Source organism: Gardnerella washingtoni (genome assembly GCF_049262705.1).
GTDB lineage: Bacteria > Actinomycetota > Actinomycetes > Actinomycetales > Bifidobacteriaceae > Bifidobacterium > Bifidobacterium vaginale_D.
Window position 1 is genome coordinate 1,101,226 of record NZ_CP058398.1, and the last position, 19,052, is coordinate 1,120,277.

The 19,052-nt window shown below is 43.0% G+C and carries 14 protein-coding genes, 2 tRNA genes and 1 riboswitch; of the genes, 4 read left to right on the top strand and 12 right to left on the bottom strand.

Annotated elements, in window-relative coordinates:
• Nucleotides 1-131: 131 nt before the first annotated feature.
• Both HXT28_RS04155 and HXT28_RS04160 read left to right on the top strand, forming a co-directional pair.
• Entirely contained in the window at nt 132-1,118 is a 987-nt protein-coding gene (locus HXT28_RS04155) for a G5 domain-containing protein (RefSeq protein WP_422113303.1), read from the top strand.
• A 271-nt stretch (nt 1,119-1,389) separates the two neighbouring features.
• Nucleotides 1,390-2,994, top strand: coding sequence for an MDR family MFS transporter (locus HXT28_RS04160; protein WP_016636694.1), 1,605 nt, complete (start codon nt 1,390-1,392; stop codon nt 2,992-2,994).
• Nucleotides 2,995-3,010: 16 nt separating this feature from the next.
• On the opposite strand, the gene HXT28_RS04165 is transcribed toward HXT28_RS04160, so the two are convergent.
• From HXT28_RS04165 to pgi, 10 genes are all read right to left on the bottom strand, one after another.
• On the bottom strand, nt 3,011-3,841 hold the full coding sequence (locus HXT28_RS04165; RefSeq protein WP_422113304.1) for an HNH endonuclease family protein: 831 nt from the start codon (nt 3,839-3,841) through the stop codon (nt 3,011-3,013).
• A gap of 96 nt (nt 3,842-3,937) precedes the next feature.
• Complete coding sequence (locus HXT28_RS04170) at nt 3,938-6,451, bottom strand: ABC transporter (RefSeq protein WP_422113305.1); 2,514 nt, start codon at nt 6,449-6,451, stop codon at nt 3,938-3,940.
• Nucleotides 6,452-6,660: 209 nt separating this feature from the next.
• Nucleotides 6,661-7,764: a LacI family DNA-binding transcriptional regulator gene (locus tag HXT28_RS04175; protein WP_422113306.1), complete on the bottom strand. Its 1,104-nt coding sequence runs from the start codon at nt 7,762-7,764 to the stop codon at nt 6,661-6,663.
• A 63-nt stretch (nt 7,765-7,827) separates the two neighbouring features.
• Nucleotides 7,828-8,535, bottom strand: a complete 708-nt coding sequence (locus tag HXT28_RS04180; protein WP_422113705.1) for a ribonuclease HII — start codon at nt 8,533-8,535, stop codon at nt 7,828-7,830.
• A gap of 135 nt (nt 8,536-8,670) precedes the next feature.
• Nucleotides 8,671-9,480 carry a signal peptidase I gene (lepB, locus tag HXT28_RS04185; protein ID WP_422113307.1) on the bottom strand — a complete coding sequence of 270 codons (810 nt, stop codon included), beginning with the start codon at nt 9,478-9,480 and terminating at the stop codon, nt 8,671-8,673.
• 26 nt (nt 9,481-9,506) lie between these two features.
• Complete coding sequence (gene rplS, locus HXT28_RS04190; RefSeq protein ID WP_004105329.1) at nt 9,507-9,872, bottom strand: 50S ribosomal protein L19; 366 nt, start codon at nt 9,870-9,872, stop codon at nt 9,507-9,509.
• 227 nt (nt 9,873-10,099) lie between these two features.
• Entirely contained in the window at nt 10,100-11,617 is a 1,518-nt protein-coding gene (locus HXT28_RS04195) for a nitrate/sulfonate/bicarbonate ABC transporter ATP-binding protein (RefSeq protein ID WP_422113308.1), read from the bottom strand.
• 67 nt (nt 11,618-11,684) lie between these two features.
• The gene (locus HXT28_RS04200) at nt 11,685-13,433 is read right to left on the bottom strand and encodes an ABC transporter permease (RefSeq protein WP_422113309.1); all 1,749 of its coding nucleotides are present in this window, start codon (nt 13,431-13,433) and stop codon (nt 11,685-11,687) included.
• A 146-nt stretch (nt 13,434-13,579) separates the two neighbouring features.
• Nucleotides 13,580-13,717: a hypothetical protein gene (locus tag HXT28_RS04205; protein ID WP_422113310.1), complete on the bottom strand. Its 138-nt coding sequence runs from the start codon at nt 13,715-13,717 to the stop codon at nt 13,580-13,582.
• Between the two features lie 111 nt (nt 13,718-13,828).
• Nucleotides 13,829-13,987, bottom strand: a riboswitch (M-box (ykoK) riboswitch).
• 291 nt (nt 13,988-14,278) lie between these two features.
• The gene (pgi, locus tag HXT28_RS04210; protein ID WP_004105339.1) at nt 14,279-15,973 is read right to left on the bottom strand and encodes a glucose-6-phosphate isomerase; all 1,695 of its coding nucleotides are present in this window, start codon (nt 15,971-15,973) and stop codon (nt 14,279-14,281) included.
• A gap of 422 nt (nt 15,974-16,395) precedes the next feature.
• Here pgi and HXT28_RS04215 point away from each other — a divergent pair.
• Both HXT28_RS04215 and HXT28_RS04220 read left to right on the top strand, forming a co-directional pair.
• Nucleotides 16,396-16,468 (top strand) — tRNA-Thr (locus HXT28_RS04215).
• A gap of 78 nt (nt 16,469-16,546) precedes the next feature.
• Nucleotides 16,547-16,627: transfer RNA gene (locus HXT28_RS04220), tRNA-Leu, on the top strand.
• Nucleotides 16,628-17,375: 748 nt separating this feature from the next.
• Here HXT28_RS04220 and HXT28_RS04225 read toward each other — a convergent pair.
• Entirely contained in the window at nt 17,376-18,062 is a 687-nt protein-coding gene (locus HXT28_RS04225) for a non-canonical purine NTP pyrophosphatase (protein WP_016636733.1), read from the bottom strand.
• Nucleotides 18,063-18,224: 162 nt separating this feature from the next.
• Nucleotides 18,225-18,986: a ribonuclease PH gene (rph, locus tag HXT28_RS04230; RefSeq protein ID WP_016636732.1), complete on the bottom strand. Its 762-nt coding sequence runs from the start codon at nt 18,984-18,986 to the stop codon at nt 18,225-18,227.
• Nucleotides 18,987-19,052 lie beyond the last annotated feature (66 nt).

Sequence of the window (19,052 nt, forward strand, 5' to 3'; positions counted from 1 at the left end):
AAAATGTGATGCATATAACAAGATATACGCCACGAGATATACTGGAAACGGTTTTGTGCACGTTGCTCATGTTTTGTTAATTTACACTGCATGTGTTTACGAGTAGCTTAATTGCAGAAATAAGGAGGGTTATGACCAGTCACCGCAAGCATACTGTTACACTTAGTTCGCTCAGTTTACGTCAATGGGCAAAGTTGGGTGCAATTATTGCAGGCTTCGCAGCTTTGGTGACGCTTGGTTTTGCTTCGCGTGGTTTTTATACTTCAGCTCAAGGTCACACTGCTCCACTTACCGCATATTCTGCTACTGATACTACACAGGTTTCTCGTGGTGCTGCGCGAGAGGCACTCAACAAAGGTGCAACATCGTATATTAACGTAGTTATCAATGGTCATCATCGCACTATTTTAGGCACTCATTTTACTGATGTTAAATCTGTACTTGAGGCTGGAGATATTACACTTGAAGCGCATGATGTTGTAACACCATCGCTTACTACGAAGGTTGACGAATCAACAGTTATTACAATTAATCGTGCTGGCGCAAAGTTAGAAACTTCAGACGATGCGATTGCTTTTAACGTCGTTAAGAAGGAAACAGCTGCTCTGCCAAAGGGCACTGAAAAAGTGCAAAGTGATGGCGCTAATGGCGTAATGGAAACAACAAAAATCGTTACGCGTGCAAAAGGTAAAGTTGTTTCCTCCAATATCTTCGCTTCTTACGTGAAGAAAGCACCAAAAGATAAAGTTATTCTCGTTGGCACTGGCGGGACTTCGGTAAGTAGCAGCTTGGCATCTTCCATTGGTACCACGGTTCCAGCTGGCGAGATGCAGCAGTGGGCACATGACTGGCTGCTTTCTAACGGTTATTCTGAAGCAGATTTTACTGCTACTGTGTTTATTATTTCTCATGAATCCGGTTGGCGCGTGAACGCCATGAATCCTTCTGGAGCTTACGGTTTACCACAAGCTTTGCCAGGCGGCAAAATGGCTTCTGCTGGCGCTGACTGGGCTACGAATTATCAAACGCAGCTTCGCTGGTTCTGGAATTATTGCAATGGTCGTTACGGTTCTATTCAGGGTGCGTACAATCATTGGCTTGCTTACCGAAGCTACTGATTACTATAAATTTTAAAATCTTATTTTTGCGTGAAGCTTAATTCAAGATTCACGTTATGAGTGACACTATTCGCAGCACTAAGTACTACCTGTACGTTGCATGCTGTTGCAATATTGCACATGAGAGCACAAAGTCAATAAGTTACTGTTTTAGTAGCTTATTGACAATTTTCTTATTGCGAAGCAGCCTACTGGGCATAAGCTTTTGCATAATTACGTATTGTGCAACTACTATATACAACTGAATGATATAAGCAAAGGATGTTTTATTGTGACACAATCAACTTGGTTATCTCGCACAAGCCATAATCTCAGTCATGCGCTAGTTGGCGAAGAAGCCTATCACAATAATCGTCTTACGCGTCCAGCATTTATTTCTCTCGCTATTCTTACGTTTATTACTTTTATTGGTAATTTTGCACAACTTCAGCTAACTGCTGCTCTTCCAACAATTGTTCACGAATTTGGCATTAGTGTTACTACCGGCCAGTGGCTTACTTCTATTTTTCAGCTGATTATGGCTATTATGGTGCCTCTTACAGCATTCTTAACGCGTCGATTTTCCACTCGCCAAATTGTTATTACTTCCATGCTGCTTTTTACTCTCGGTTCCGTGTTGGCATGGCTGAGTAATGACTTTGTCATGGCATTGCTTGGACGCACGCTGGAAGCGATTGGCACAGGAGTTATGTGGCCTGTGCTTCAGATCACAGTATTCTCTGTTTATCCTGTTACACGACGTGGCGTAGCTATGGGCAGTGTTGGCATGGCTATGAGTATTGCACCAGCAATCGGTCCTACTATTGGCGGTTTGCAAACTGATATTAATGGTTGGCGCTCTATTTTCTTCTCTTTAACTGTTATCGGTATTATTTCAGTGATTCTATCTACTCTTTTCCTCCATAATTTTGGCGAACATGACCCTCATGCGCATGCTGACTTTTTCTCAGTAGGCTTGTCAATTATTGGTTTTGGCGGTTTAATGTTTGGCTTTACTAATATTGAAGCATGCGGAATTGCGCACCCACTTTCTTGGGTGCCTATGGTAGTTGGAGCTGTTGGTATTGCTTGGTTTATACTTCGTCAACTTCGTACACAACGACGCGGTCATACTCCATTGCTTGGTCTTGGCGTATTAAAAAATCGTTATTTTATGATTGGCACTATTTGTGCATGCCTTACTTTCTTCGCTTTTAGCTCTATTATGGTGCTCATTCCACTGTATATTCAATCTGATCGCGGTTTTTCTGCTACTATGAGTGGCTTAATTTTACTTCCAGGCGCATTTGGCATGGCTATTTCGCAGTACTTTGGCGGTCGCATGTTGGATCGTTTTGGCGTGCGTCCAGTTGCCATGGCAGGTTCTATTATTTTGCTTTTTGGCACTGTGATGATGAGCCTTATTGACATGCATACGTGGATTTGGTGGATTTCTATTTGGCAATTCACGCGACAAATAGGTATGGGATTCCTTCTTATGCCAATAACGACTTGGTCTCTTAATTGTCTACAATCTCAAGAGCTTGGCGATGGTTCTGCAGTCACCAATACTATGCGCCAGCTATGGGGTGCGATTGGTGCGCCTGTGCTTGTAGTTACTATGACAGTACTGACTACCTGGCATCACTCTGTTACTGGCACAGGACATGCTGCAGATGTTGCTGCGAGTATTTTTGGCGTGCAGTGGACACTACGTATTAGCGCTATTATCACTGGAGTTATGGCATTACTCGTAATCTTTGGGGTCAAGGGTGAAAATACTGGTTCTGCACATAATCTTGCACGTAGAGCCATTGACCGCATGCGCATATTGCATATTCCTCACACTGTTGAACATCATGATGTTATGCACGATCACACACGTCACCAGTATTAAACCGTTTCCTCACATATTATTTGGATGTAGATACTGAGGTTAACCCTTGCTTATCTGAAGGTAAGCTTTGTACATTGCAATTATGCAATATTGCTGCCATACTCTGCTTTTCTGCACGCGTTACTGTTAAACCATACTTATATTTGACAGCAATCTGACGAGCTACATATGCACAGCGAAACGATTTATTCGATGGTAGCCAATACGCAGCAGATGCAGAACCTTTCTCTTGATTAGCAGCACCTTGTACGGCAAGCAAATTAAGCATATCGTTACCAAATTTCAAACGCTTAGCAGTATTCCACTTCCATGCTCCAGATTCCCACGCATTTTGCAATGCAACAACATGATCGATTTGCACTAAAGCACTGGTTTTTCGTCCACGCACAAAGCGAATATCTTTACCCGTATACGGATCATGTAATAATCCTGAACGCACTTGACACGATCCAGCATACTTATATCGAATATCTTGCAAATCACGTGCGAGCACATCTTCTCTTACATCACAGCCATTACCATCATCATCAGTAGTTCGGTAGCCAAATACTTGACGCTCATACCCTGAACGATGAGGATGAGCAATATGAAGTTTTTGTAATACCTGAGCAGCTTCCCCATTTGCTTCGTATTCACCAGTAAGTTGACCAGCAGTATGATTAATTTTTGGCAATATAAGACCAATAACAATACCGCATAGTATAGCGAGTACCAGTAGCCAACATAATGCAAGCCATTGTCTACGAGGTTGATTGCGATTGTTACGTTGCTTTATGTTGTTGCTACTACGTTGCGATTGATGCGATAAGCTCTGCCAACGCAACTCTTGTGTATCATTATTACGCATATTTAGTCCCCCAACTTAACGTATGCATATTCTTAAAATAACGATTTTAACACAACGAGTATTACCACAAAGTTCATTGAGCGTTCATCAAAAATCTTATTTAGTAGATGTTATATGCACCATAGAAGGTATACGCTGCAACACTACGTCCACCACTTGTTGAATCAGAACAACTAGCAACACTATTGCCATAACAGCATACACAGTACTCCATGCTGGAATATTTGCTGGCACCGGATGAATAGTATGCGAAACAATTAAAGCTGCAAACGCAATAGCTAATAACGACACACCTAGCACAAACGATGAAACTCCAGCAATTTTACGTGCTAAACGCATGTTTTGCTGCGCAACTTTATTCATAGAAGCAATCATACGGTTAACACAATGCTCACCCTGACGGAATGCTAATACTTCATCGATACCAAGCTCAATATCACTGACTTCACGCTCAACTTCGCGTTGCTCAACACACACCTTATTCACAATATGCTTTGAACGCATCAACAAATATTGAGGCATTATCAACACCATAAGTACACAAGCTACTATTGCTAAGTATGCCAAATTGGTGTCGAAATAGTACAGCACAACAATCAACGGTATAACTGCACAAATCATGCCAACATTCATACTGATATGAGCTTTATGTAAATGATCATGATGCATATCAATACCGGCAAAAGATAGCACTAGTGTAAGTGCTCGAATTGACATGCAAGCTACAGCTACTAGCACACACTGTTGCATTACGAAACCAAATATTGGTCGTCCTGCGACTGCAAACATCGCAGCAACAATAGTTACCGGAATACATACAGCAGCCACAAGATTCAATGCAGTAATAAACGTTGAAATAATAGCAAATACTACTCGCTTAACTTTTGACACAGCACGAGTTCGACCTAAAGACGTTAGTTCCGACAAAGAAGCATTGATGGTACGAGCAGAATGCTGAGATGAGGAAGATTCTTGAGATTGCGAAACATGCTGAAGATCAGTGTTAGCAATATGAAGATGTGTTTCTACTGTCACATTAGCATCTGCAGAAGTAACTCCAGCATCATTCGGCATAAGAACTATTACAGTCGACGAGCGTGCCATACGACGTAACACTTTCATAAGTGCTTTTGCTTCAAAATCACTGATTGTTTCTACAGAATAATCGAAAATATATACTGGTGTACGACGTAATAAAGCTCGTGCAAGAATAATACGACGAATAATATCAGCAGGTTTATATGTTGCTTCAGGATTATGCAGTAAACGCTCAATTGGCATGTCTAAGCCGTCATAATCTGCATAGACTATACCATCCACACGCACAGCGCGTAAAACATCCCACATTGCGGTTGTTGTAGCAGTTGGTGCAGCTAGCAATAAGTTTTCGCGCAAAGTAGTAGCAAATAAGTGACTTCTTTCACTAACAAGCGTAACAACGTCTGCTAAAGCTCCCGAAGTAACATCATGTAATGGTAAATATGAAGCATGCTCATTAGCATCAAACGCATCCGAAACAACAAATGGTGAAATGTCGTCTTCTTGCACTTCATAACGATCATGATACGAGAGCAGCACATCAGCAGTTTTTGTAAAGCCAGTTCCCGAAAGTATACCTTCACGCATCACAGACTGATACTTGCTTGGAACAACTTGCACCTGACCAGAACGAGCAATTATTGATACACGTTGAACTTCACGATTAGAATCATGATTTTCTGGAATATCGCACCGCATACGCAAAGCAATGTTAGTAGCACCATCTGGCAAAGATAAGGTTGTGCCATCATCGCTAAATGCTATTGGTGCAGAAGAATCAGTAACAGTTTTCAACAATGTCTCAACATGACGCATACCGTGCACAGCATGACGTAGCACATGCATATGCTTACTTACGTTTCGCAATGGTTGAACGCTTAACATTAATAATGGCATAGTCAGTAGCGCTGCAGCAAGACCAACACCCTTTACTGACGACAACCAAACTGTTGCAACAATTGCAATGCTGGTAATACCATATGCGCAGAACGCACTCAAACAACGCCAATAAGAAGCTCCCAAAACCAGTACTAAAGCCATAGCTATGCCATTACATACTGCAGCTAAAGCACAAATACCAGCAATTGCAGGATTAACAGTACACAAAACTGCAGCAATAATTAAAGGAATAGGAATAGCAGCCACAATTTGCGGTACTAGAATCGCAATGCAGTGTTGAATTGCAGCAATGTCGTCATTGACTGAGAGCGTAGCAAAATCACCAAAACTTTCAACATTTGACGAACGCAACGATAACATGGCATGCAACATCTTAGGTCGCAAACGCATCGCTACGCGTGATTCAATATCTGTCGATATAGTACATGCCCAATGAAAAGTCGCATATTTTAATAAAATGATTGCCGCTAACGCAATGACGTAAGAAGTAAATTCCACGGAACTCATTAAGGAAGTACCTAACGAGCGCACAGGTCGAAGTATTGGCGAAAGCATACCAACACATACATATACAAATGCGATATTCATAAGAGAAGAAACCGCAAGACACGTCGACCTTAAAGCAACTAAATGTTTGATGCCTGGTACGAACGCAAAACAGCGATTTATCATCTCCCGGTCCTTTTCTTTATCCTAATCTTTGTCTTACATCCTCTAAAAATAGTATGTCCCAACTTCTTTTAAGATTACGCTGTACACGCACCATCAACACGCCGGCAATCGCCTTATTATGCTGATTTTAAGCCGTTTTTATGCCTTTTCTAAAAACTCATCACTGGTGTTTCACGAGTGTTTCACGCACATTTTGTTCTTAAAAAGATTTATCGCAACACAGCCGCAAGCGAAGAACGAACAACAACACTTGCAGGTATCTGGCCAACACCATGAGCCATGTCGGGAAATGCTGGTTCAGGACCATGATGCATCAAACGCAAAACTTCGCGAACAGCCAATGAACCCAACTGTTGCGTATCAACACTAACAGTGGTAAGAGGTGGGAAAAAATCACTCATTGCAGGCATATCACCAAAACCTATTACACTAATATCGTTCGGAACTTTTAAACCATGTTCATACAGTGAACGCACAACACCCACTGCCTGCTCATCACTTGAAGTAACAACAATACTCGGAAGAGTAATACCTTCCATACCAAATTTTTCTAGCATATGATTCATGCGCGCATATGTTTCCGAAGATTTCCATGATGCACATTGCACAATATGAGAACGGATACCCTGCATTGCCGACAACGATCTCCACGCAATTAAGCGTGTTGCAGCTCCCCTCCATTGTGCAGGACCAGCAAAATAAATAGCATGACGATGACCATAATGTGAAATAAGAGACACAATGTCGTTCATAACACGCCATTGATTCATACCGATTATTGAATAATCCACATTACTGTGACAATGCAGCAGATGTATACCTTCGTGAGCACTTATGGCACCATGGGTAGATGTAATACACACGCAAGGTTTCATGATGCGTGTATGACACAATGATGTAAATATTGCGTCCGTTTGCGCATCAACAATAAGACCATCTATATTCTGTTCTTCAAAACTTTCACACAACGCACGAATATCACTCTGCTCGCACAATATCTCATTAACCATGCTCACAGAAAGGAACAATCCACGCGCTTTAGCTTGAGCTTCGATAGGAGCAATAATATCACGCGAAGAACTTGTTTCTGCACCAACAATAAGTCCTAACGTACGCGATTGTTGTGTTGCTAAAGACCGAGCAGAATTGCTGGGATGATATCCAAGTTGTTGAATCACATGCAATACTCGCATACGCGTGTTTGCAGAAACATCTGGCGAATTGTTAATAACACGAGAAACTGTTTGATGACTTACTCCAGCAGCATGCGCAACATCAAGCATTGACACACGTTTTTCTCTGCTTTTTGTCATATGTAATCCTCGCTCAATAATGATTTTACCAATCACAACTTAATAAGTTGATACTCAAGTACTCTAAAGATGCCAAGATAATCTATGCAAATCACTTGGACCTACTTTTTTAATTGCAAGACGATGAGCCAAAGAACCGTAACCTTTATTGCTTGCCCAATCATAAACTTTATATTGCGGTTTTGCAGACAATGACACCATAAGATTATCTCGCGTAACTTTTGCTAATACTGCAGCTGCAGCAACGCTTGCACATTGCCGATCTGCTTTTACTAGGGTATGCACTTTTACTGGGAAAGGTACATACGGTGCGTCAAAAGTATCAGCGACTTTATTAATATAATCGCAAGGACCATCCAGTATTGCAGCAAAGCGATGTTCTTTATTCGGATACAATTTATCGATGGCTATTTCAACTTGCGCAATTGCTTGCAAAGCAGCTACGCCAAGCGCATAACTTATACCCCACTCATCAATTTCTCGATTAGTGCAGGAACCGACTGCCCAAGTAGTACACCATTGCTGTAATGGCTCATAAAGCATCTCACGCCGACGTTCAGTAAGCAATTTAGAATCAGCCAAACCTTCAGGCATGGATTGTGCTGTAATTTGAGTTGCACCAATAATTGCAGCACCAACCATCACTGGTCCTGCGAGTGACCCTCTACCAACTTCGTCGAGACCAATAACCCAATCGTAGCCTTCAACAAGTAACGCCTGCTCATAGTGAAAAGATGGAATAAGTGGCACGTGAGAAGATTTAGCTGGCATCATTAAAACTTTACTAACAGACTCTCGACTTATTGATAACTATCGCACACTTATGCATGCAAACTACTAGTAATCACAAACAATTCACAAGCATAAGACGCCATTAAAGATTACATAAATATGTGCACATACATACTATTGTGCAGACCGATTAGGTACACTATCGAAAGCATCGTGATGATCATCCAAAAAACCAATTCTGCTAATTGGCCATGAACGGAATACCGCAACACCCTCAATCTTTGAAATCGGCACTAAACCATCATCACCATCGTTACGATGATAACGAGAATCAGCGGAGTTGGCGCGATTATCTCCCATCACAAACACATGGTTTGGTTTAACTTTCACTTTGAATGGAAAAGCACTTGGGTCAACGCCTGGCCGAATATACGCAGATTCGTGAACTTCAACTCCATTAACAACAATAGGTTCTCCAGGACCTTTGCATTCAACAGTGTCGCCAGGCAATCCTATAAGACGCTTAATTAAATCTTTACCGACTACACCATTGACCGCACTTTCACCACTTAACCAATGCGCAGGATCTTCAAAAACTACTATGTCTCCACGCTGCAATGGAAATACTCGTGGCGTAAGTTTTGTAGTAATTACATAATCACCGATGTGAATAGTATCAAGCATAGAACCCGATGGAATAGTGTACGCACCCAGTAAAAATAGACGCACAAGCAAAACCAAAAAGATTGGAATACCAAACCATACCAATACGTCACGCAGCGAGAAACGATCTCCCTCATTGCGACGCGCATGTGCAAAACGGTTATTTTTATTGTAATTCTTAGTAGCTTTTCTATGTGTAGATACGTGAGAGCCGGACGGTACATAACCCTCCGGCTCTGGTGGAACCGGTGAAGGATCCAAGCCATGACCCGCTACAGCAACGATATGATTATCGCTCATTTGCGTGCCACGAAATGCCATAAGTAATCCTCACCTTAATCCTAATTTTACTTAGCAGAGTTATCGCGACGCTCGGCAATACGAGCAGCCTTACCACGCAAAGCGCGCAAGTAGTAAAGCTTAGCGCGACGAACGCGACCACTACGAACCAGCTTAATCGAATCGATAGCTGGGGAATGAAGTGGGAAGCGACGCTCAACACCAGTGCCGAAGCTCACCTTACGCACAACGAAAGTCTCACGAACGCCAGCACCCTTACGAGCAATCACCACACCGGTGAAGGTCTGAATACGAGTGTTGTTACCTTCCTGAATCTTAACGTTGACATCAACGGTATCACCAGGACGGAAAGCTGGAATTTCTTCAGCAGCCTTAAGATGCTTCGCATCAAATGCTTCTACAGCATTCACCATAATATTTCCTCCATCGCCGCCGCATACCGACGTATAGTTAGCGCTAGAAACAAGCGTTCTAACGTAGTTTTCCCTAAAAAGTTCGCTTTTTAGGAGCTTCCGATCCGCGCAATCTCAATAAAAGAAGCAGCTAGACCTCAAAGACAAAAAAACTATGCGGCATTCTTTCGTCGAAAGCATACAGATATTAAATTTATGCATAATAATGGACATTCTTTGGCACTATTTTAGCGTGAAACTCCATCAAGCGGAGCAGTTTCAACAGTACGAGTCAACTCGTCATCATCAGCATCGTAATCAAACAATTCGCCGTAACGACCCCAACTAATCGCAATATCAAATTGCTGACGAGCCAACGCATCAGTATGCTTACTGCGTAATAAATCCAAAATCAACTCGCCTCGAAGTTTTCCGTTACGATTACGGCTCAATGCCTGATCAATTGCGTGAACAAGCGGAGCGTGTTCTAACGAAAGTCGTGCAAATACCTGCTTACTATGCAAAATATCTGCATTATGCCATTCCTCACCAGCGGAAGTAATAGCAATATGACCATTTTCAGCAGTAATAAGATTCAGCATACGGCCAGCATCAACGAGTGGGAACAAGTCATCAATCTCAAACGACAAGTCTGCAGCCAAATCAGCTAAATCGATGCCATCTGGATTTTCTGAAATAACATCAAGCAAACCGGCCATACCACCTGGAGTTGCATTTGGAAGCAAACGAACTGATACAGGCTCTGTTTTCGCTTCACCGGATTCAGCTTCAGTTTCGTTCTGTTTGTCTTCATCCTCATCGTCATGATGGCGTTGAATAAGCATATCCGCAATGGCTGCAGCTTCAGTATCTTCAGCATCAACAGTTGCAGCAGCCTGAGTTTGATCCTGAGCATCTGCAACTTCATCATTATCTTGCTCAGCTGCACTTTCTGGAGCAGAACCTGTAAGAATGGCATATAAATTATCAACCATTGCCTCAAATTCAGCGCTGTGCTTATCACGTGGACGAGGTAAATCAACCTTCACATCTGCAATTAAATGACCAGGATGCGAACCAAGTACGACCACACGATCAGCCATTTGCACAGCTTCCTCAATATTGTGCGTAACAATAAGCACAGACTTAATATCGCGCTCTTCGCTCGACCATAACTTCAACACTTCCTGACGCAAATTTTCAGCAGTAAGCACATCCAGTGCAGAGAATGGCTCATCCATAAACAGTGCATCCGGACGCAACACTAAAGCGCGAGCAATACCCACACGCTGACGCATACCGCCAGAAAGTTCCTTCGGGTAAGCAGTTTCAAAACCATCCAAGCCGATTGCATCAATTGCAGCCAACGCAAGCTCAGTGCGTTTTTCCTTGCTCACACCACGAGCACGCAAACCAAGCTCCACATTATCTTGCACGGTAAGCCATGGCATAAGCGCGAAAGTTTGGAACACAATAGCTACACCAGGGTTTGGCCCAGTAAGCTCACGACCTCGATATGTTACCGTGCCTTCAGTTGGCTGCACAAGACCTGCCATTGTACGAAGAAAAGTGGATTTTCCAGCTCCTGAACGTCCCAGAATTGCAACAATCTCACCTTCGCGAAGAGTGAAAGAAATATCATGCAAAACGTGTTGCGTGGTACCACTGTCGGAAGTGAAACTTTGACTGATGTGCTTTGCATCGATAATATCGCTTGTAATTGAGGCTGGCACAGTTGATTCAGCTTTTTTGTTCAAAGTGTTCATAATATTTGCCAATCTGTTATATAAAATCTAATTTAGCGGATTTATTCAGTCGATTTATTCAGTCGATTTAATTGAGAACATACCTTTTTTCGGAATACCTTTGCAAAGGCGTCCAGAACAGTCGATTACTTAACACAACAATTAAGCTCATAACTGTTACACCTACAAGCGTTTTCACAGAATCACCCCTAGTTGTAGCAGCAGTAATATATGCACCCAAACCTTGGGTTTCCATATGATTCTTACCATATTCCACAATCTCTGCAACAATCGACGCATTCCATGCACCGCCCGCTGCAGTAATACCACCGGTGCACCAAGATCCAAAAATTGCAGGCAAAATAAGGGCTTTCCAACGCAACGCATTATTCAAACGGAAGCTACGCGTCATTTCGCGCAAATCATCCGGAATAGCACTTGCACCAGCAATAACATTGAAAAGAATGTACCATTGCGTACCAAGCGCCATCAAAATAATACTTCCCCAACCAAGGTCAATATGCCAAGCCATAAACCACATCATTGCAAACGGGAATATGAAGTTTGCTGGGAAACTAGCCAGAATTTGCACAACCGGCTGCATAATACGCGAAATCTTAGGATTCATGCCAATGTACACACCTACTGGCACCCAAATAAGCGAGCTTACAAAAATCAGTACAGCAACGCGCATAAAAGTCAAAGCACCCAACGCTCCAGCTGTAGCAAACTCTTGTAAGCCAGCGCGCGTAGCCACAAAGTACAGCATTTGAGCAGCGCAAGCCACTATTAACACAACCATCACAATGTTGAAGAGCAAATCGCCAATCTTACGCTGAGAAGCCTTAGATGGCCACTTAGAACCTGTGCGACCAAACGGACGCGTAACAAGATCAAGCCATTCACGAATTGGTGAGAACAACCTACTAATAACTTCATCCGCATGAGAATGACGAATAAGCGTCAAAATAGCACTGTGACGCTCATCGTCCGAAGCGCTCTGCGTAATGCGGAAACGCTCAGCCCAAGCAGTAAGCGGCTTCCACAAGAAGAAGTCAAGCGCCAAAACAACCATAACCATCGAAGCAATCGCCCACCAAATATTTCCAAGCTTGTTTTCTGCGGCGGATTGTGCCACAAAACTACCAACTCCTGGAAGCGCATAAGTGTGATTGTTTACAGAAATCATTTCGGATGCTGTAAGGAAGAACCAGCCGCCGCCAACCGACATCATGCAATTCCAAAGAAGAGGAATCATTGAGTTCGGCATATCCAGCACCCAGAATCGCTGCCAATGCGTAAGTTGCAAACTGCGAACCGCCTCATCCAGCTCTTTTGGCTCACTAAGTAGTGATCGATGGAATGAAAAAGTCATATTCCATGCTTGGCTGGTAAAAATAGCAAAAATCGAAGCAGCCTCAACGCCAAGCATAGAACCAGGGAACAACACTAACCAAATAGTAACCGTTGCCGAAAGGAAGCCAAGAATTGGCACAGACTGCAAAATATCAAGCAGTGGAATAAGTACTTTACCAAGTCTACGGCTACGCGCTGCAAGAGATCCATACACAATAGTAAAAATAAGCGATGCCACTAGCGCAAGAAGCATACGGAATACTGATCGCAAGGTGTAATAAGGTAGATTGATTAAGTCGGTAGACACTTTAGAAGGAATACCACTCGGACCAATTGGCTGATTGATACATTGCAAAAGGAAGGCACTTACGCCAAATAGTGCAATTATTCCTATGCATACAATAATATCGGACCAAAAACGAGTGTTTTCGTCTACTTGCGTGCCTGCACTGTTTTTTTCAGATGTTGTAAATATTGTCATGATAAGTCCTCGGGGAACGCTTATTTTTTCGAGAGCCGCTTATCACCACTATTTTTGCGTTTAAGCTATATTTTGCTTAAAATTTGAGACTTCACTTCGCAATTTACGCGCGAAACTTCCAGATACAAATCTTTCACTGTCAATCTTTAATCGCAAACATTTTGGTGGCGATTGCCGGCTTTTATATATTCAGGAGGAACGTCCGTACTACTACTAACACTGTCTGAATCATCACTAACAGCACTGTGAGTACTCTGATTACAACTACTACTGTCTTGTTTCACGGCAAATCACCTCCTACAACCTGTGCGCGCCAACGCAAAATCAAATCTTCACTGAATCGGAGGCTTATAAGAACCAAGGCACAAGCAAGCAGCAACAACACAGTTGCTCGCAATCACCTTCATCGTTCAAGCTTCAGCTTCGCAGGGCGGTGGCGTTGCATTAGTTGAAGCCTTGAATTCGACAACAACTGTTAACCAACTTGCAGTGTCTCCACTGTGTTGCGGCAGCAACCCGTATCCCCGTGGTAGCCTTACCTACCGACCGTGCTCATTATAAATTATTACCACCTTTAAGTCAACCGCAATTCTCTTAAAGACAAAGTATTATCAACACTTATTGATAAAACCCACATTTCAAAAATAAGCACAAGCACTTGCATGTATTTAGCGCAATAAATTCAACAAAGTAACTACTATCTAAGTGCTATATAGTGCAGGCTGTGAACTCAGCGCAAATACTCGCATAATCTACAAACTGCAATAATAAACAAACTGCAATAATAAACAAAAGCCTCTTGATGAATTTCATCATCAAGAGGCTTACATCAAATACTCAATGCATTACTTACGATGAGCACGATAGAAACGAATCAAGCTCTGGGTAGAAGCATCCTGAGCTGCCAAAGCTTCATCATCCTTAGAGATTGCAGGAGTAATCTGCTTTGCAAGCTGCTTGCCAAGCTCCACACCCCACTGATCGTAGGAATCCAAGCCCCAAACAGTACCTTCAACGAAGGTGATGTGCTCGTAGAGAGCAATAAGCTCGCCCAAGCTAAATGGAGTCAAAGCATCGCCGAAGATGGAAGTGGTTGGACGGTTGCCCTTGAATACGCGAGCTGGAACAATCTCCTCTGGAGTGCCTTCAGCACGAACTTCGTCAGCAGTCTTACCAAAAGCAAGAGCCTTAGTCTGTGCAAGATAGTTGCCCAAGAAGAGCTCGTGTACATCCTGATCGCCATCCTTAGTAGGATTTGGCGTGTTCACGAAAGCAATGAAGTCAGCTGGAATAAGCTGAGTGCCCTGGTGAATCAACTGGTAGAAAGCGTGCTGGCCGTTGGTGCCTGGCTCGCCCCAGAAGATTTCGCCGGTTTCGCTGGTTACAGGAGTGCCGTCCCAGCGAACAGACTTACCGTTGGATTCCATGGTGAGCTGCTGCAAATAAGCTGGGAAGCGGTGCAAGTACTGATCGTATGGAAGCACAGCATGGGAAGCAACCTTGTAGAAATTGCGATACCACACGTTGAGCATACCAAGAAGCACCACAACGTTCTTCTCGAATGGAGTCTCAGCAAAGTAAGTATCGATTGCGTGGAAGCCCTTCAAGAACTCTTCAAAGCGCTCTGGACCGAGAACCACAGCCAAAGAAGTACCAACAGCGGAATCTACAGAGTAGCGACCGCCAACCCAGCTCCAGAAGCCAAAAGCGTTGGTTGGGTTGATGCCGAACTCTTCAACCTTCTCAAGGTTGGTGGAAACAGCCACGAAGTGCTTAGCGACAGCTTCAGCCTTCTTTGCGTCGCTTCCGTCAATAGCACCGCACTCCTGAAGCTTGTTCAGCAACCAGGTACGAGCGGTACGAGCATTGGTCAAAGTCTCCAAAGTAGTGAAGGTCTTAGAAACAATGATGAAAAGCGTGGTTTCTGGATCCAAATCCTTGGTCTTTTCTGCCATGTCGTTTGGATCAATGTTAGAAACGTAGCGAGCGCTAATACCAGCGTCAGCGTATGGCTTCAAGGCTTCGTAAACCATAACCGGACCCAAATCAGAACCGCCGATACCAATGTTTACAACGGTTTTGATGTTCTTGCCAGTAACGCCCTTCCAAGCGCCGGAACGAACTTCGTTAGCAAAATCGTAAATGCGACCCAACACTTCACGCACGTCTGCAACGGTATCTTGACCGTCCACAATGAACTTGCCAGCATCCTCTGCAGGACGACGCAAAGCAGTGTGCAACACTGCACGATCTTCGGTATTGTTAATGTGCACACCGGTGTACATTGCCTTCGTACGCTCGTCAAGCTTTACAGCCTTTGCAAGGTCGGCAAAAAGCTTAAGAGTTTCAGGCTTAATTAAATTCTTAGAAAGATCGAAGTGGAGATCTCCAGCTTCGAAGCTCAACTTATCCACACGATTTGCATCCTCTGCAAACCATTTCTTCAGGCAGACGCCTTCAGACTGCAACTCGTCGTAATGCTTCTGCAATGCAGCCCATTCTGGGGTTTTTACGGCGTCAACTGGCGGATTGATGGCCATTGTTTTGGTCCTTTCATTTCTTTCAACTGATGTGATACACAAACCAACAAATCATCGTTTTCATAGAACAAACTATGACACCACGAATCATCGCATGTATTATTGCTGCAATATATTCATGCACACTATGCAGAAGATTGCACGCTGTATCACTATCATCCACTTCACAAGATACTCACAAAAGCAGACAGAAACACGCGAACACGAACATAAAAATGAACATACGCAACCAATAACTCAAGCTTCTTTGCAATATCATCAATTTTGTTACCGCGGGAGTATTATAGTGGAAGTTGGTATGCAGGATATCGAACGCTGGCATAGCAGCGTTTATAAAACGGCACGCCAAGCTAGACAAATATGAAGATATAATGTATAATGATTAACTTGTGCGCGAGTCGCGAATGCGTCTCGGGCAACATGCCGCTTTAGCTCAGTCGGTAGAGCGTCTCCCTCGTAATGAGAAGGTCGACAGTTCGATTCTGTCAAGCGGCTCTCTGACCCATTCGGGCGCATTAATGCTGTGTTTTATTTGTGTTTATACGCTTGATTGGCTGTATCCAGAAACTACGCGCGCGAGTGGCGGAATGGTAGACGCGCAGGATTTAGGTTCCTGTGTCTTACGACGTGTGGGTTCAAGTCCCATCTCGCGCACTTTGTGAATCTTATGCGGATATGTCCTCATATTCCGCTGAGATTTTTTATTTTTCCATCACAAAATTAGACGCGTATGCCCGCAATAATTGGGTTGTAGCTCAAAAAATGTGTAAAGCTAAGCTGATAAATATTCTGGGTTATAAGCAACACTCTCAATACTGTTAATAATTCAGCTAACAAACTGAGAAAGTAACAGTCATATGTTACTGGTGCAGTACGTAATCTGCGTTAATAACGAATAATTGCGATTTAGCGTTATTCGCGCAGTACGTAATCTGCATTAGTAACGAATAATTGCGATTTAGCGTTATTCGCGCAGTACGTATTCTGCATTAGTAACAGAGTTTGACGATTTATTGTTAAATATTCAGCTAATACCTACTTTGAACGCCGCTTAGCATAAGAAATAGCCCACATTCGATATGCTGTGAGTCTTACTGCAGTAAGGGTTATGAGCTTATTTTTACACAGTTTTGTCCGGGTGGCGAATATGCAGCAAACAGGTTCGATTACCGCAAAACGCTTGTATTACAATGCATAACACACTCGATAGTATGTTTCATCAAAAGTCAAATAAGACTAAATGATAGACTTACTAAATTTCGTCACTTCGGGTTTTCCTTGTATCTCAACGAAAACCCGAAGTTTGAATACAGTCTTACTACTTACCCATAATTCACTGCAAATTATTGGCAATATCTTTACAAACATCGGTTTATAAACATCGGTTTGCAATAATTTATTCTTATTCTGTCAAAAATAACGCTTGCAACTCAGGTAATAATGCGCGTAATGCATGACCACGATGAGAAATTGCATTCTTCTCTTCTTGCGTTAATTCCGCACTCGTCAAGCCTTCCATCTGCACGCCGTTGCGCACCGGCTGCTCATCAGGCACAAACAAAGGGTCATAGCCAAAACCGTTAGTGCCACGTTCTTCACGCAATACATGACCAATCATCTCGCCAATACGAACTATTTCAAATCCACGAGCATGCGACATCACACTACTTTCCGGAACTTCACTACAAGCATCAGGAATAGCAAGAGCCACAGCGCAACGAAAACGTGCAGTACGACATTGATCTGGAATATCAGAAAGTTGCTTCAAAAGAAGCGCATTATTAGCTTTATCGTCACCATGCACACCGCTCCAACGTGCCGACAAAATACCAGGAGCTGCACCCAATACGTCAACGATAAGACCTGAATCATCAGCAATAGCAGGGCAACCAGTTCTAGCAGCAACATCGCGAGCTTTCAGTAACGCATTCTGCTCAAAAGTAACACCTGTTTCTACAGGATCTGGTAGACCAAGTGAACCGGCAGTAATAAGCTCAAACTGATTCGCTAATTCTGCCAACTGTTCAGTGAGAATGCGCTTAATTTCAACGAGTTTTCCCTCATTATGCGTCGCCACAACAAGTTTCACGCCCGCTCTCCTTCAATCTCTTTTATAGTTACTTATTATGTAATTACATTACATTTGTACAATTATTCATTTTTCTACATATTCATTTTTCTACATATTCACTTTTCTATAAAATATTCTGCATATTTTGCTACAAATATTGTTATTTTGCAACAACTCTTTTTATTTTTCTAATGCTGCATTCTGAGCAGCTTGCAATTCACGATTACCTTTAGCAGCTAAATCAAGCAAAATATTTAATTCATCACGATTAAACGGACGATGTTCAGCAGTACCCTGAATCTCAATAAAAGTTCCAGAACCAGTCATAGCAACATTCATATCTGTCATAGCTTGACTATCTTCAACATATGGCAAATCAAGCATAGGCGTACCGTTAATAACTCCTACAGAAACAGCAGAAACAGAATCCTTAAGCACATGCGAAGCAGAACGAATAGCGTTATGCTTTTCTGCCCAACGAAGCGCATCTACTAATGCTACGTAAGCACCAGTTATTGAAGCTGTACGCGTACCACCATCTGCCTGCAACACATCACAGTCGATTTGTATTTGGCACTCGCCCATAGCTTTCATATCAACAACACCGCGCAAACAGCGACCAATAAGGCGACTAATTTCATGCGTGCGACCACCTATTTTTCCACGAACAGACTCACGATCAGTGCGCTCAGCTGTAGCACGAGGAAGCATCGAATATTCAGCAGTAACCCAACCTAAACCAGAGTCGCGTCGCCAACGAGGCACGCCGACCGTAAACGTTGCTGTGCACATCACACGCGTATTACCACACTCGATAAGCACAGAGCCCTCAGGAACATCAGTAAAATTGCGAGTTATATGCACCGGTCTTAATTCGTCAACTGCACGACCATCAACACGAATAGGTTTTATTGAATCCAGCATATCCTTGATTTGAGCCATAACTCACCAATCTAGCACGTGGCGGTTATCTTCTACACCCGTTGTATTGCATGAGAGCTGTTTCGT

Excerpts from the sequence above, each read along its gene's own strand:
- HXT28_RS04155 (WP_422113303.1), top strand. The coding sequence starts at position 132 with ATGACCAGTCACCGCAAGCATACTGTTACACTTAGTTCGCTCAGTTTA.
- HXT28_RS04165 (WP_422113304.1), bottom strand. The coding sequence starts at position 3,841 with ATGCGTAATAATGATACACAAGAGTTGCGTTGGCAGAGCTTATCGCAT.
- HXT28_RS04170 (WP_422113305.1), bottom strand. The coding sequence starts at position 6,451 with ATGATAAATCGCTGTTTTGCGTTCGTACCAGGCATCAAACATTTAGTT.
- HXT28_RS04175 (WP_422113306.1), bottom strand. The coding sequence starts at position 7,764 with ATGACAAAAAGCAGAGAAAAACGTGTGTCAATGCTTGATGTTGCGCAT.
- HXT28_RS04180 (WP_422113705.1), bottom strand. The coding sequence starts at position 8,535 with ATGCCAGCTAAATCTTCTCACGTGCCACTTATTCCATCTTTTCACTAT.
- lepB (WP_422113307.1), bottom strand. The coding sequence starts at position 9,480 with ATGGCATTTCGTGGCACGCAAATGAGCGATAATCATATCGTTGCTGTA.
- rplS (WP_004105329.1), bottom strand. The coding sequence starts at position 9,872 with ATGGTGAATGCTGTAGAAGCATTTGATGCGAAGCATCTTAAGGCTGCT.
- HXT28_RS04195 (WP_422113308.1), bottom strand. The coding sequence starts at position 11,617 with ATGAACACTTTGAACAAAAAAGCTGAATCAACTGTGCCAGCCTCAATT.
- HXT28_RS04200 (WP_422113309.1), bottom strand. The coding sequence starts at position 13,433 with ATGACAATATTTACAACATCTGAAAAAAACAGTGCAGGCACGCAAGTA.
- pgi (WP_004105339.1), bottom strand. The coding sequence starts at position 15,973 with ATGGCCATCAATCCGCCAGTTGACGCCGTAAAAACCCCAGAATGGGCT.
- rph (WP_016636732.1), bottom strand. The coding sequence starts at position 18,986 with ATGGCTCAAATCAAGGATATGCTGGATTCAATAAAACCTATTCGTGTT.